Annotated in this window: 11 protein-coding genes; 9 read left to right on the top strand and 2 right to left on the bottom strand. The window is 73.2% G+C overall.

Annotated features, from left to right (window positions below):
* The first annotated feature begins 65 nt into the window (after window positions 1-65).
* The 4 genes from ACFW9Z_RS27735 (at window position 66) to ACFW9Z_RS27750 (ending at window position 3,912) form a co-directional block, all read left to right on the top strand.
* Entirely contained in the window at window positions 66-1,553 is a 1,488-nt protein-coding gene (locus ACFW9Z_RS27735) for an NAD(P)/FAD-dependent oxidoreductase (RefSeq protein WP_384645299.1), read from the top strand.
* A gap of 9 nt (window positions 1,554-1,562) precedes the next feature.
* On the top strand, window positions 1,563-2,489 hold the full coding sequence (locus tag ACFW9Z_RS27740) for a dihydrodipicolinate synthase family protein (protein ID WP_384645300.1): 927 nt from the start codon (window positions 1,563-1,565) through the stop codon (window positions 2,487-2,489).
* A 1-nt stretch (window position 2,490) separates the two neighbouring features.
* A complete protein-coding gene (locus ACFW9Z_RS27745) occupies window positions 2,491-3,492 on the top strand; it encodes a proline racemase family protein (RefSeq protein ID WP_384645301.1) in 1,002 nt (333 codons plus the stop codon).
* A 192-nt stretch (window positions 3,493-3,684) separates the two neighbouring features.
* The gene (locus ACFW9Z_RS27750; protein WP_384645302.1) at window positions 3,685-3,912 is read left to right on the top strand and encodes a proline racemase family protein; all 228 of its coding nucleotides are present in this window, start codon (window positions 3,685-3,687) and stop codon (window positions 3,910-3,912) included.
* Here ACFW9Z_RS27750 and ACFW9Z_RS27755 read toward each other — a convergent pair.
* Window positions 3,891-4,601 (bottom strand): GntR family transcriptional regulator, encoded by a 711-nt coding sequence (locus ACFW9Z_RS27755; protein WP_384645303.1) that lies wholly within the window; start codon window positions 4,599-4,601, stop codon window positions 3,891-3,893. The two genes, ACFW9Z_RS27750 and ACFW9Z_RS27755, sit on opposite strands and share 22 nt — an antisense overlap.
* 394 nt (window positions 4,602-4,995) lie before the next feature.
* Here ACFW9Z_RS27755 and ACFW9Z_RS27760 point away from each other — a divergent pair, with 394 nt between their 5' ends.
* The 3 genes from ACFW9Z_RS27760 (at window position 4,996) to ACFW9Z_RS27770 (ending at window position 9,861) form a co-directional block, all read left to right on the top strand.
* Window positions 4,996-7,296, top strand: coding sequence for a collagenase (locus tag ACFW9Z_RS27760; RefSeq protein ID WP_384645331.1), 2,301 nt, complete (start codon window positions 4,996-4,998; stop codon window positions 7,294-7,296).
* 235 nt (window positions 7,297-7,531) lie between these two features.
* Window positions 7,532-8,749: an MFS transporter gene (locus tag ACFW9Z_RS27765; RefSeq protein ID WP_384645304.1), complete on the top strand. Its 1,218-nt coding sequence runs from the start codon at window positions 7,532-7,534 to the stop codon at window positions 8,747-8,749.
* Window positions 8,746-9,861 (top strand): sugar ABC transporter permease, encoded by a 1,116-nt coding sequence (locus tag ACFW9Z_RS27770; protein WP_384645305.1) that lies wholly within the window; start codon window positions 8,746-8,748, stop codon window positions 9,859-9,861. Before ACFW9Z_RS27765 ends, ACFW9Z_RS27770 begins: the two co-directional genes overlap by 4 nt.
* On the opposite strand, the gene ACFW9Z_RS27775 is transcribed toward ACFW9Z_RS27770, so the two are convergent.
* A complete protein-coding gene (locus tag ACFW9Z_RS27775) occupies window positions 9,848-11,062 on the bottom strand; it encodes an acyl-CoA dehydrogenase family protein (RefSeq protein ID WP_384645306.1) in 1,215 nt (404 codons plus the stop codon). The genes ACFW9Z_RS27770 and ACFW9Z_RS27775 overlap by 14 nt on opposite strands.
* Before the next feature lie 145 nt (window positions 11,063-11,207).
* On the opposite strand from ACFW9Z_RS27775, the gene ACFW9Z_RS27780 reads away from it, so the two are divergent.
* A complete protein-coding gene (locus ACFW9Z_RS27780; protein WP_384645307.1) occupies window positions 11,208-13,118 on the top strand; it encodes a CoA transferase in 1,911 nt (636 codons plus the stop codon).
* Window positions 13,115-14,803 carry a class I adenylate-forming enzyme family protein gene (locus tag ACFW9Z_RS27785; RefSeq protein ID WP_384645308.1) on the top strand — a complete coding sequence of 563 codons (1,689 nt, stop codon included), beginning with the start codon at window positions 13,115-13,117 and terminating at the stop codon, window positions 14,801-14,803. The genes ACFW9Z_RS27780 and ACFW9Z_RS27785 overlap by 4 nt, the downstream gene beginning before the upstream one ends.
* Window positions 14,804-14,820 lie beyond the last annotated feature (17 nt).

Raw genomic sequence — 14,820 nt, forward strand, 5'->3', positions numbered from 1 at the left:
AACTCGTGGCGACGGGTGAACCCCGTGACCTTGTGGCGACGGGTGAACCCCGTGACCTCATGGCGATGAGTGATCCCCGTGATCCCGTGGCGTTGAGCGAGCCCCATGACCTTGTGGTGGTGGGCGCGGGCCCGGCCGGTATGGCGGCCGCCGCCACCGCCCTGGACGGCGGGCTCCGCGTCGTCCTCGTCGACGCGGGCGCGGCCCCCGGCGGCCAGTTCTGGCGCCACCCCCCGGACCACGCACGGCAGGCCCTCCCCACCGCCGGACTCCACTACGGCCTGCGCACCTACCGGGCCCTGCGCGCCACCCTCTCCGCGCACGAACGCACCGGCAGGCTCACCCTGCTGCTGGACCACCACGTGTGGACCACGGCCCGCGAGGAGGGCGGCTTCACCGTCCACGCCGTGGACCGCACCCGGGCGCCCGAGGAGCGGGCCGTCGTGCTGCGCGCACCTGCGCTGCTGGTGGCGACGGGTGCGTACGACCGTCAACTCCCCTTCCCCGGCTGGGATCTTCCCGGCGTGCTCACCGCCGGGGGCCTTCAGTCGCTGCTCAAGGGCGGGGGAGTGGTGGCGGGCCGCCGGGTGGTCCTCGGCGGTACGGGCCCCTTCCTGCTGCCGGTCGCCGCCGCCCTCGCCGAGCGCGGGGCCGAGGTCGTGACGGTGTGCGAGGCGGCGGCGCCCTCGGCCTGGCTGCGCCACCCCGTACCGCTGCTGCGCAACCCGGCCAAGTGGGCCGAGGCGGCCCGGTACGCGGGCACGCTCGCCCGGCACCGGGTCCCGATCCGCACCCGTACGGCGATCGTCGGCGCCGAGGGGGGCGGAGACGGGCGAGTCGCCGTCGTACGCACCGCCTCCCTCGACGCCGACGGCCGCCCGCGCCCGGGTACGGAACGCCGTATCGAGGCCGACACCGTGGGCGTCGGCTGGGGTTTCGTCCCGCAGCTCGACCTCCTCCTCCCGCTCGGCTGCGACCTCACCGACGTGGGGGACGGCACCATGGCCACCGCCGTCGACGACGGACAGCGCACCACGGTGCCCGGCCTCTACACGGCGGGCGAGACCTGCGGTGTGGGCGGGGCCGCGCTCGCGGTGGCCGAGGGGCGCGTCGCCGCCGTATCGGTGCTCACCGACCTCCGTGCGCCCGGTCGGCCGAACGCCCGGCGCCTGGCCGCCGAGCGTGGAGCCGTGGCCCGGCACCGCGCCTTCGCCCGCGCGATGGGGCGGGCGCACACCCTCCCGTCGGCCTGGCCCGCATGGCTCACCGACGACACCCCCGTCTGCCGGTGCGAAGAGGTCACCGCGGGGGCGGTCCGGTCCGCCCGCGCCGACGGTCCGGCCACCGGTCACCGGCAGGTCAAACAGCTGACCCGGGCCGGTATGGGCTGGTGCCAGGGCCGGATGTGCGGGCCCGCCGTGCACTGCCTCGTGACCCGCGACGAGCCGTACGCCCCCGCCGAACGGCTGATCGCGACCCCCGTCACCCTCGGCGTGCTCGCCGATTCCGGAGAGTCCGGAGAGTTCGGAGAGTCCGCTTCCGATCACACCTGAGGAGTTCCCATGGACTGCACCCGCACCGGCACCGGCACCGGCCCCCGTACACGTACGCCCTGGCACGGTGTCATCGTCGCGACCAGCCTCCCCTTCGGCCGGGACCTCGCCGTCGACTTCGGCGCGTACGGGGACAACGTCGCCTGGCTCGCCGAGCAGGGCCTGCACGGCGTCGCCCCGAACGGCTCGCTGGGCGAGTACCAGACCCTGACGTACGAGGAACGCGACCGCGTCGTGGAGACCGCCGTCGCCAACGCCCCCGAGGGCTTCACCGTGATGCCGGGCGTCGGAGCGTACGGGGCGATCGAGGCGAGGCGGCACGCGCTGTTCGCCAAGGACGCGGGCTGTCAGGCTGTCATGTGCCTGCCGCCCAACGCCTACCGGGCCGACGACCGCGCCGTGCTGGAGCACTACGCGATGGTGGCCTCCGCCGGTCTCCCCGTCACCGCCTACAACAACCCCATCGACACCAAGGTCGACCTGCGCCCGGAGCTGCTGGCCAAGCTGCACGCCGAGGGGCTCATCGTGGGCGTGAAGGAGTTCTCCGGCGACGTCCGCAGGTGCTACGCCATCAACGAACTCGCCCCCGGGCTCGACCTCATCATCGGCACCGACGACACCCTCCTGGAGGTCGCCGTCGCCGGGGCGAAGGGCTGGGTCGCCGGCTACCCCCAGGTCTTCCCGCGCGCCTGCCTCGACCTCTACGACGCCTCGCTGGCAGGCGATCTCGACACCGCGCTCCCGCTCTACCGCCGGCTCCACTCCGTACTGCGCTGGGACAGCCGGACCGAGTTCGTCCAGGCCATCAAGCTCGGCCAGGACCTGATCGGGCGGACCGGCGGTGCCTGCCGTCCGCCCCGGCAGGCGCTGGACCCGGAGACCGGGGCCGTGGTCCGCTCCGCCACCCAGGCCCTCATCGACGCAGGGGTGAACTGACGTGCGTTCCCAGGTCTGTTACCACGCGGTCGACTCGCACACCGAGGGGATGCCGACCCGGGTCATCACCGGTGGGGTGGGCGTCCTGCCGGGGGCGACCATGGCCGAACGGCGGCAGCGGTTCATGGCGGAGCGCGACGGGCTGCGGACCCTGCTCATGTGCGAGCCGCGCGGCCACGCGTCCATGTCCGGAGCCATCCTCCAGCCCCCGACCCGGCCGGACGCCGACTTCGGCGTCCTGTTCATCGAGGTCTCCGGCTGCCTGCCGATGTGCGGTCACGGCACCATCGGGGTGGCGACGGTCCTCGTGGAGACGGGCATGGTCGAGGCGGTCGAGCCGGAGACCGTCGTCCGCCTCGACACCCCCGCCGGGCTGGTCACGGCCCGGGTCGCCGTGCGCGAGGGCCGCGCCGAATCGGTCACCCTGGAGAACGTCGCGTCCTACAGCCACGCGCTGGACCAGGTCGTCGAGGTCGAGGGGTTCGGCCCGGTCCGCTACGACATCGCGTACGGCGGCAACTTCTACGCCGTCGTCCGCACCGAGGAGCTCGGCATCCCCTTCGACCGGTCGGAGAAGCAGCGGCTGCTCGACGCGGGCCTGGCCGTGATGGAGGCGGTCAACACGCAGAACCCGGTGGTACATCCGGAGGACCCCGCGATCGACGTCTGCCACCACGTCTACCTGGAGGCACCCGGCTCGACCGCCGAGCACTCCCGGCACGCCATGGCGATCCACCCCGGCTGGTTCGACCGCTCGCCCTGCGGTACGGGAACCAGCGCGCGGATGGCCCAACTGCACGCGCGGGGCGTGCTGAAGGCCGGAGCGGACTTCGTCAACGAGTCCTTCATCGGCTCCCGGTTCACCGGCCGGATCCTCGCGGAGACCACGGTCGGCGGCCTCCCCGCCGTCCTGCCCTCCGTCACCGGCCGCGCCTGGATCACGGGGACCGCGCAGTACCTGCTCGATCCGACGGACCCGTACCCGGCGGGGTTCACGGTATGACGCCCGGCCCGCACACCGGGCCGATCGGGACCGCGCACCCGTGCACCGAGCCGATGAGGACTGTCCACCCGCCGTACACCGGACCGATCGGGACCGCCCGCCCGTACACCGGACCGATCACGACCGCCATGGCCGACGCCGGGGTGCAGGGCCCGGGCCCTGCTGTGCGGCGAACCACGCGGCCACGCCGACATGTACGGGGCCTTCCTGGTCCCACCGGACGACACGGGGGCCCACCTCGGCGCCCCCTTCCGGCACAAGGACGGCTTCTCCACGGCCTGCGGCCACGGCACGATCGCCCTCGGCGCCTGGGCGGTCGCCACCGGACTGGTCCCGGCACCGGGCGACGGCACGACGGACGTCGTCAACGCGCCTTGTCCCGCCGGTACTCAGGACTTTCAGCGGGCGCCGAGCCTGTGAGCCGGGGAGAGGCGCTCGGCCTCCTGCTTCCGGGCCGCCCACAGGGTCCGCACATGCGCGAGATGGCGGCGCATGTGCTCCTCGGCCCCCTCCGCGTCCCCGGCGATCATGATGTCCAGAAGGGCGGTGTGCTCCTGCGCCGAGCCCACCAACGACCCTTCCTGGGACAGGTCGGTGAGCCCGTAGAGCCGGGAGCGCTTACGCAGGTCGGCCACGGTCTCGACGAGCCGGGCGTTCCCCGCGAGGGCGAGCAGGTCGAGATGGAAGCGGCGGTCCGACTCCAGATAGCCGATCAGGTCGCCGCTCTGCGCGGCGGCGACGATCTCCTCGGCCACCGGCCGCAGCGCCTCCAACTGCTCGCGTGAGGCGGACCGGGTCACGCGGCCGATGGTGGGGATCTCGATGAGCGCACGGATCTCGGTGTACTCGTCCAGGTCGCGTTCGGAGAGTTCGGTGACGCGGAACCCCTTGTTGCGCACCGCCTCGACCAGGCCCTCCCGGGCCAGATCCAGCATGGCCTCGCGGACGGGGGTGGCGGAGACGCCGTACTCGGCGGCCAGGGTGGGCGCCGAGTAGATCACGCCGGGCTGCAGCTCTCCCGCTATCAGCGCGGCGCGCAGGGCGTTGGCCACCTGGTCGCGCAGGTGCTCCTGCACCGAGATGAGTTTGCGGGACTTCAGCTCACTCATGCGTTCCCCTTCAAGCGATTTGTCACCTCACTATACAATGTCACGTTGCGCAGCTCCTCAGGGTTCATGGTTCCCGGGTCGGTAAGAGTCCCCCGGGCCCCCAACGGCGTTCTCTCTAGGCGTCGTTCACCCGGAAGTCGCATCGGATTCGCCCTCAGGTCTTCCCCATCGGGTGTGCCCTGTGACATTGTACATAACACAGGGTGTGGGCATGTCAATTCAGGCCTCGACCCCATTTCGTACGGCCGCTGACACAACACCCCCGGTCCACGCCCTGTCCATCCCATCGGTCACGCATGCGCGTGCCCCGATCCCTCATGGGAGGAAACACGTGAGAACCACACTCGTCCGCCGAGGTGTGGGTGCCGTTCTGCCCCTGGCTCTGGCCGGGGTGATGGGCGTCGCGCTGCTCGCGCAGCCGGCCCAGGCGCAGCCGGACTCCCCACCGGCCGCCACGGCATCGAACGCGTCCCAGCCGTCCCGCCCCGACGTGACGCCCGCCTCCGACGCGACGGCCGCCCCCGGCGCGACGGCCGACCCCGCGCCGCAGGCGCAGCAGTCGCCGACCTCGGAGGCCGGTCATGCTGCAAAGGAACGGCTCAAGGCACCTCAACTCCCCCCGCTGAACGCCGACAAGTCCCCGCTCAGAGTGGCTTACAGCCACGGCCACGACGACGCCCCGCACGAGCCGGCCGCGGCCGCGAAGGGTACGGCGAAGGCCGCCGCCGCATGCGATCCGGCCGACTTCACCAGCCGTACCGGAAGCGAACTGGTGCGGCAGATCAAGGCGTCCACCACCGCGTGCGTCAACACCCTGTTCGGCCTGACCGGCAACAACGCCCGACTGGCCTTCCGTGAAAGCCAGATGACGACCGTCGCCCACGCCCTGCGCGACAACTCCGCCTACTACCCCGGGGATGCGAGCACCGGCACCCCGCAGCTCGTGCTCTTCCTCCGGGCCGGGTACTACGTGCACTGGTACCACCCGGACGCCGTCGGACCGTACGGCAGCAGCCTGCGCACCGCCATCCGCTCGGCCCTGGACACCTTCTTCGCGAGCCCCCGTTCACGCGACGTCAACGACGACAACGGCGAGACGCTGGGCGAGGCGGTCATCCTGATCGACAGCGCCGAGGAGAACGCCCGTTACCTGTACGTGGTCAAGCGGCTGCTGGCGGATTACGACTCCAGTTGGAACGCGTACTCCCGGATGCTCGGCGCGGCCAACAACGTGTACACGGTGACCTTCCGGGGCCACTACTCACCCGAGTTCGTCCGAGCGGTCGAGGCGGACCCGAGCGTCGTCGACGCCCTGCACCGCTTCGCCGCCGACCACCTCTCCCTGCTGGGCGGCGACCGGGCCTACCTGACCTCCAACGCCGGTCGGGAGCTGGCCCGTTTCCTCCAGCACGCGAGCCTGCGCGCCACGGTTCGTCCCCTGGCCACCGAACTGCTGGGCCGGAGCGCCATCACCGGACCCACGGCTCAACTGTGGGTGGGCATAGCGGAGATGGCCGACTACTACGACCGGGCGAACTGTTCCGCGTACGGCATCTGCGACTTGCAGGAACGCCTCAAGCGCGAGGTCCTGCCGGTACGTCACACCTGCAGTCCCAGCATCCGCATCCTGGCCCAGCAGATGACATCCGCCGAGCTGAGCGCGAACTGCACCAGCCTGCTGGGGCAGGACGCCCACTTCCACCGGATCGCACGGGACAACGGCCCGGTCGCCGACGACCACAACACCACCCTGGAGGTGGTGGCGTACGACTCCAGCGCCGACTACCAGACGTACGCCGGGGCGATGTACGGCATCGACACCAACAACGGTGGCATGTACCTGGAGGGCAACCCCGCCGCCGTGGGCAACCAGCCCCGCTTCATCGCCTACGAGGCGGAGTGGCTGCGGCCGGAGTTCCAGATCTGGAACCTCAACCACGAGTACACCCACTACCTCGACGGCCGCTTCAACATGTACGGCGACTTCGCCGCCAACATGACCACCCCCACCGTCTGGTGGGTCGAGGGCTTCGCCGAGTACATCTCCTACTCCTACCGCGACCTGCCCTACACCGCCGCGATGACCGAGGCGGGCCGGGGCACCTACGCCCTGAGCACCCTGTTCAGCACCGACTACAGCCACGACACCACGCGCGTCTACCGCTGGGGCTACCTCGCCGCCCGGTACATGCTGGAGAAGCACCCCGCCGACATGGACCGGGTGCTCGGCCACTACCGAGCGGGCGAGTGGAACGCCGCCCGGACCCACCTCACCACCACCATCGGCACCCGCTACGACAGCGACTGGCGGACCTGGCTGGCGGGATGCGCGGCCGGTGACTGCGGGGAGGGCGGCCCCGCCGTCACCGAGTGCACCGGCGAGGACCCGCGGACCCTGGGCAAGAACTGCGGCCGCAGCAATCTCTCCGCCACCACCGGCAACTACGCCTACCTCTACCTGTACGTCCCGGCCGGCACCGCCCAGCTGAAGATCACCACCACCGGATCCACCGGCGACGCCGACCTCTACTACAACGCCTCCGCCTGGGCCACCACCACCTCCCACACCAGCCGCGCCACCGGCCCCGGCAACACCCACACCCTGACCGTCACCAACCCACCCGCAGGCACCCACTACATAAGCCTGCACGCCGCCACCACCTTCACCGGAGCCACGGTCACGACGACGTACTGACCTTCAGCCCCTCCGACTCGACTCGACTCGACACGGCACTGCCCGGGACCGGCGCAACGCGCGTCGGCCCCGGGCCTGTTCCTGTGCGCATACCATCGTCTTTCCATACGTGTGCAGTGCAGTGCAGTGCAGTGGAGTGCGGCGCAGCGCAGGCGGCAGGGAACCAGCACGCCGGTTCATCCGACTGTCTTCTCGACAGGCTGTCATTTCCGCGCGAGGAACGGAGACTTCTGTGGTGGCGGAGAGGAAGACGGCGGCGGCGACGGCGCCGGGTGCGCGGGACCGGGAGTCCCGCACCGTGACTGCCCTGCTCACCTGCGCCATGGCGTTCTCGATGATGCAGTTGTTCCTGATCGGTGCCCTGGGCCCGCGCATGGTCGAGGCGCTGGACCTCTCGCCCGCCGTGCTGGGGCTGACGGCCACGGTCGGCTTCGGGACGGCCGCCGTGCTCTCCCCGAGCGGGGGGCGGATGGTGGACCGTATCGGGCCCCGGCGTGCGCTGGTGTTTCTGTTCCTGATCTCCGCCCTCGCGCTCGCGCTCATCGGGGCCGCCCCCGGTGTGGGGCTGCTGCTGGGGGCCGTCGCGCTCGGGGGGATACCGCAGGCGCTGGCCAACCCGGCCACCAACAAGGCGATCCTGGCCACGGTCCGGCCGGACCGGCGGGGTGCGGTGACCGGTCTCAAACAGTCCGGTGTGCAGCTGGGGGCGTTCGCCGCCGGGCTCCCGCTGGCCGCACTCGCGGGCGGACTCGGCTGGCGCGGTGCCGTGTGGACCGCTGCCGGGGTGGCCCTGCTCGCCGGGGTGTGGGCGCTCCGCGCGCTGCCCGCGGACCCGCCCGCGGCAGCGGCCGCGCCCGCCCCGGCCTCGTACGTTCCACGGGGCATGGTGGCCTGGCTGGCGGGGTTCTCCCTGTTCCTGGGAGCCGGTATCGCCTCCGTGAACACCTACCTCGCCCTGTACGGGGCGGACCGCCTGGGGATGGGCCCCACCCTGGCCGGTGCTCTCGTCGCCGTCCTCGGGGTGGCGGGCATCCTCGGCCGGATCGGCTGGTCGAAGGTGGCCGTCCCGGGCCGGGCCGAGTGGCTTCCGGGCCTGCTGGCCTGCGGTGCGGTCGGTGCGGTGGCCCTGCTGGCGGGCGGGCTCCTCGCGGTGCCGCTGGTGTGGGCCGGGGCCGTCGCCATCGGGGTGTTCGCGGTCTCCGGCAACGCCGTGTCGATGGTGCTGGTCATGCAGCGTGCCGCGCCCGGCCGGGCCGGGACGGACTCGGCGCTCGTCGCGGCCGGGTTCTTCGCCGGGTTCGCCGTGGGGCCGCCCCTGTTCGGCCTGCTCGCGGGGAGCGGCCGGTACGGGGCGGGCTGGTCGCTCGTGGCGGCGGAGTTCGCCGTGGCCGGAGCGGTCGCCTTCCTCTGGTGCGTACGGGACCGGCGTGCGCGGGCGGAGAAGGCGGCATGACCACCGGCGACGCCTGGCCCGGCCGCGCCCTCGCCGCCGTCCTCGGCCGGGTGACGGTGACCGAGGCCGAGGTCGGCGAGCGCTTCCCGTTGTACGCCGACCCCGGTGACGGGCGCTGGACGACGACCGGCCGGGGCTCGTGGACCGGTGGCTTCTGGGCCGGACTGCTGTGGCTGCGGGCCCGCGCTACGGGGAGTGCGGCGGACCGGTCCGCCGCCGCCCGGTGCACGGCCCGCCTGGCGCCCTGGGCGACCGCAGACACCGCCACCCGGGGGCTGATCCTCTGGTACGCGACGGCTTTGGCCTTCGATACGGAGGAAGCCGACGCGCTCCAGGAAGCGGCGGGCCGGGCCTGCCTCGCTTCGTACGACCCCGAGTCCGGGACCGTGCCCTGGGGCGCGGCGTTCGGCGGGCCCCGGCTGCTGGCCCGGGCCGACGGCGTACCGGGCCTGGTGCCGCTCCTGGCCCGGACCGGCGGCGAGGGACCGGCCGTGGCGGCGGCCCATCTGCACCGGCACCTCTGCCTCTTCCTCGGCGAGGAGCACGAGGAGCACGAGGAGCACGCCGACAGCGGCGGCCGGCCCCGGCCTGCCTGGCGGTTCGACGCGGCGACGGGATGGCACCCCTGCCCGGACCCCGCACCGGGGTGGAGCCGGGGCGAGGCGTGGATGCTGCTGGCCGTGGCCGACGCGCTGCTGTGCCCGGAGGTGGCCGGGCGGCGGCCGGAGCGGCTCACCCGCGCCGCCGAGCAGCTCCTGACGCGGACGGAGGCGCTGACGGGGCCACTCGTCCCGCCCGATCACGCGTCCTCGCCGCAGCCGGTGCTGGACACCTCGGCCGCCGCCGTCACCGCTGTCGCGCTGCTCAAGCTGGCGCGTGCCGGGGTGCCCCGGGCCGCGCTGTGTTCGCTCCGGGCCGAGGCGGTCCTGAAGCGTCTCGCCGAGGACCATCTCACCGGGCCGGGCTCCGGGCGTCCGGCGGGCATGCTCCTGGACGGCTGCTACGACGCCGCCCAGGGCGTCGCGGTCCGCCATGAACTGATCTGGGGCGACTTCTTCCTGGCCCTCGGGCTGGCCGCGCTCGACGGGCTGGTCGACATCACCCGCGTATAGGGGAACTGTTCCCCGGGTCGTAGCCGCGCAGGACCCGGGCGGCCACCGAGGTGATGTGCAGTTCGTCCGGGCCGTCCAGGATGCGGGCCGCCCGCCCGCCCCGGAACAGGGACGGCAGCGCGGTGTCGGGGCCGAGCCCGGCGGCGCCGTGGACCTGGATGGCGGAGTCCGTGACCCGCTGGAGCATCCGGGCGGCGGCGACCTTCGCCAGCCCCACCTCCGTACGGGCGTCCTCTCCCGCCGCGATCAGCGCCACCGCCTCGTGCACCAGGGGGCGGGTGGTGCGCAGGGCGAGGAGCGCGTCGAAGACGTGCTGCTGGACCAGTTGGTGACCGGCGAGCGGCCCGTGCGATCCGCCGTGGGTGGCGGCACGTTCGCACATGAGGTCGAAAGCCCGCTGGGCCTGGCCGAGCCAGCGCAGACAGCGCAGGGTGCGGCCGAGCGCGAGCCGTTCGCCCGCGATGGCCAGCGCGTCGCCTCCCGTACCGAGGAGGTGGTCGGCGGGGACGAGGACCCGGTCGAGCTCGATCTCGTACTGGCCCGTGGCCCCGAGTACGGGCAGTTCGCGTACGACGCGGAACCCGGGTGAACCGGTCGGCACGACGAACAGGGCCAGCCCGTCACGGTCGGGTGCCGTCCCTCCGGTGCGGGCCAGCACCGTGACGAGGTCGGCGTCGGCCGCGCCGGAGGTGAACCATTTGCGGCCGCTGACAAGCCAGTTGCCGTCGGGCCGCGCCTCGGCCCGGGTCCCGGTGAGGAGCGGGGCGGTGCCCGGTACACCGGGTTCGGTCATCGCGTAGCAGCTGCGCAGTCCGCCCGCGACCAGCCCCTCCAGATACTTTTCGCGGACCCGGGGGGAGCCGTGGCGGGTCAGCATGGTGACGTCGAGCAGCGCGGCCGAGCCCAGCGCGGCGGGGCCGTGGTCGCTGGCACCCTCGGCCTCGGCGAGCGCCGCGTACGTACGGAAGGGCAGGCCGCCGCCGCCCAGCTCCGCGGGGAGCGGCAGGGCCCACAGCCCGGCGGTGCGTGCCGCTGCCCGCAACTCCGCCAGGGCGGCGGTCGCGTTGCCTCCCCCCGCGTCGAGCACCGGTTCGGCGGGGATCACCCGCGTACGGACGAAGGTGTCGATCCTCTCCCTCAACTCCGCCTCATCCGCTTCGGGTTGATCCGGCCCGATGGGGGCGATGGCCGCATTCTTCACCGTATTCCTCCTCATTCCCGGGAACTCGTGGGAACTGCTGTCCGACTCTCTGTCTGTGGAACTGGTCGGGTCAGCACCTCTCCGAGTTCCCGCGTCCCGTTTTCGACCTGGGCGACGGCCACCGCCGCGCCGGGAGAGGAGAGGCATGGCGTTTCCCACCACCACGCAGACGGTCCGGCCGCTCGACACACTGGGTTTCGGTGCGTCAGGGCCCCCGCAACTGACCGAAGTCGTGGCCCGGCACCTGAGATTGCTCGGTGCGAGACCCGATGTGACGGATAATCAGGAGCCCTCGGGTCGTATCACCCTCACCGGCGGAGGCTTCGAACCGGCCGGTGCCACCGTCACCTGGGCCCACCCCGCGAACGGGCTCGTCGACGAGGCGACCGTGCAGGCGGCAACCGGCATCATGGCGGTGCACGGCCGGCGTGACGGAAGCCCCCGGGGCCTGGCCGTCGACTACGTGGCGACGGCCACCGCCGTCCTCACCGTCCAGGGGCTGCTCGCCGGTCTGGTCGGGCAGGCTCGGGGTGCCGGGCCCGCGCACCTGACCGTCCGGGCGGACCGGGCCGGGCTGCTCGCCGTCTCCCAGTACCTGGCCGCATCCGGTGCCGACGAGGGCGAATCCACCGAACTCGCCCCGGGAGGACCGCCCTTCACCTCGGCCGAAGGCGTGCTGTTCGAGCTGGAGACCCTCGACCCGGAAGCCTGGGCCGCGTTCTGGCGGGCCCTGGAGGCCCCGGCCGACGCGATGCAGGCCGGGTGGCGGCCGTTCCAGTTCCGCTACGCCACCGCCTGCGCCCCCTTCCCCGAGGCCCTCCACGCCGTGACCCGGGCGCACCCCCTCCCACGCATCCGGCAGGCGGCAGCGGACTCCGGCGCGGAGGTCTGCGTCCTACGGACCCTGGGGGAGCGGGCCTTGGAGGCCGACGGCTCGGCGCCCTGGTCGCTGCGGACACTCAACAGCCTTGCTGGGCAGGAGAGTTACCGCGAGTCGGCCGCACCCTCCAGACGCACTGCGCGGGAGGGGTCCCGCGATGCGGCCATGCTCACCGCGCGGGAGAGTTCTCGTGAGGCGGCCGTGCCCTCCAGGCTCACTGTGCCCGAGAGTTACCGCGATGCGGCCCTGCCCTCTCCCGCCCGGCCGCTCGCCGGGCTGACCGTCCTGGAGGCGGGCCGGCGCATCCAGGCACCCCTGGCCGCCCACCTCCTCGGCCTGCTGGGGGCCGAGATCATCCGGATTGAGCCCCCGGGCGGCGATCCGCTGCGGGGCATGCCCCCCGCCTGCTCCGGGACGTCGGCCCGCTGGCTCGCCCTCAACCGGGGCAAGAAGGCCGTGGAGATCGACATCAAGGCGGCGGGCGACCGGCGCCGCCTGCGCGAACTGGCCGCCGAAGCCGATGTCTTCCTGCACAACTGGGCGCCGGGCAAGGCCGCCCACCTCGGCCTCGACGCCGACGACCTCGCCCCCGTCAACCCCGCCCTGGTCTACGCCTACACGAGCGGTTGGGCCGGCCGGCTCCAGGACGCCCCCATGGGCACCGACTTCATGGTGCAGGCCCGCACCGGGGTGGGCGAGGCGGTCCGTCCGGAGGGCGAGGCGCCCGCCCCGTCGCTGATGACCCTGCTCGATGTGCTCGGCGGGCTGCACGGCACCGAAGCCGTCCTCGCGGGGCTGCTGCTCCGCGAACGCACCGGCCGCGGCGTGCGGGTGGACTCCTCGCTCCTCGGCGCCGCCGACACCCTGACCGGCCCCGCGCTCCGGCGGGCGGCCACCGGGAAGAACGCCCGGCGGCCCGCAGGTTTCCGGCACCCGCTGCCGACGGCCGACGGCTGGGTCGCCCCTTCCGACGCGAGCGCCCGGGCCGCTTCCTCGTACGACCTGCGCGAGCTCTCCACCCCCGACGCCCTGGCCCTGCTGGAGGAGCGGGGCCTCGCCGCCACGGCCGTCACCACCGACCTCTCCGCCCTCCACCACGACGTGCGCTTCCCGGGCGCCATCAGCCGTGACGCGCACGGTGCCCCCGCCGTTCCCGACCCCTGGAGCTTCGCATGACCGTCGCCCTGAACGATCTGCTGCCCGCCGAACTCCGCCGGTCCTGGGTGGTCGACGGAACCTGCCCCGGACTCGACCTCTACAGCCTCTTCCGGGCCCGCCAGATCGCCGACCTGCACCGCACGGCCGTCCTGGACGCCAAGGGCAAGCTCTGTTACACCGCCCTGGACCGCAAGGTCCGATGTCTGGCCACCGGGCTCAGAGCCCTCGGCATACGCGAGGGCGACGTGGTCGGCGTGCAGCTGCCCGACAACCGCAACGCCGTCATCGCCGATCTGGCCCTCGCCGCCCTCGGCGCCGTCGCCCTCCCCTTCCCCGTGGGCCGGGGCCCGCGCGAGGCCGAGTCCCTGCTCGGCCGGGCCGAGGCCGTCGCCGTCATCGCCCCGGTCGACCACCGCGGCTTCTCCCACGCGGCCGACCTGCTGGCTCTCTCCCCGCAACTTCCCTTCCTCCGCGACGTGGTGGCGGTCGGGCCCGGCACCGCACCCGAGGGGACGGTCCCCTGGGCGGAACTCCTGCGGAGCGACCCCGGCGGGTTCGTTCCCGCCCGCCCCGATCCCGACAGCGCCGTACGCATCCTGGTCTCCTCCGGCTCCGAGGCCGAGCCGAAGATGATCGCCTACTCGCACAACGCGCTGGCGGGCGGGCGCGGCAACTTCCTCGCCTCACTCGTCCCCGACGGAAGACCGCCGCGCTGCCTCTTCCTCGTACCCCTAGCCTCCGCCTTCGGGTCCAACGGCACCGCCGTCACCCTCGCCCGGCACGGCGGCACACTGGTCCTGCTCGACCACTTCACGCCCGAGGCCGCCCTCGCGGCGATCCGCGAACACGAGCCGACCCATGTCCTCGGTGTCCCCACGGCGGTCCGCATGATGCTGGAGCGGCTGGACGGGACGGGCGAACGACTGCCCGCCCCCACCGCGCTGGTCCTGGGCGGCGCCCCGCTCGACGAGACCACCGCCCGCGCCGCCGCCGAGGTCTTCGGCTGCCCCGTGGTCAACCTCTACGGCTCCGCAGACGGCGTCAACTGCCATACGGGACTGGGCAGTACGGTTCCCCCGACCAGCGTGTCGGGGATCGTGGCGGGCCGCCCCGACCCCCGGGTCGCCGAGATCCGCATCGTTGCCCCCGCGACCCACGAACCCCTGCCCGACGGCGAGACCGGCGAGATCGTCTCCCGGGGGCCCATGACACCGCTGTGCTACGTGGGCGCCCCCGACCTCGACGCCCGCTACCGCACCCCCGACGGCTGGGTACGCACCGGAGACCTCGGCCGCCTCGACGCGGACGGGGTCCTGCATGTCGTCGGACGGCTGAAGGACATCGTGATACGCGGCGGTGCCAACATCAGCCCGGCCGAGGTCGAACGCGAACTCCGCTCCCACCCGCAGGTCCGCGACGTGCTGTGCGTGGGCGTCCCCGATCCCCTGATGGGCGAGCGGCTGGCGGCCTGCGTGGTCGCGCGCGGCCCGCAGGCTCCCACGCTGGACGTCCTGGGCGACCATCTGACGGCCCGGGGTCTTGAGCGGCGCAAACACCCCGAACGGCTGCTCGTGGTGGGGGAGTTGCCCCTGACGCCCGCGGGCAAGCCCGACCGGGCCGCCCTGAGGGAACGCCTGACGGAGAGCGATCGGCAGGCTCGGCGCGCTGTCCCCGGGGGCGCGCCGCTCACCCAGGCCGGATGACGGAGGGGGCCCGGCAG

It is taken from the genome of Streptomyces sp. NPDC059452 (genome assembly GCF_042750035.1).
Taxonomy (GTDB): Bacteria; Actinomycetota; Actinomycetes; order Streptomycetales; family Streptomycetaceae; genus Streptomyces.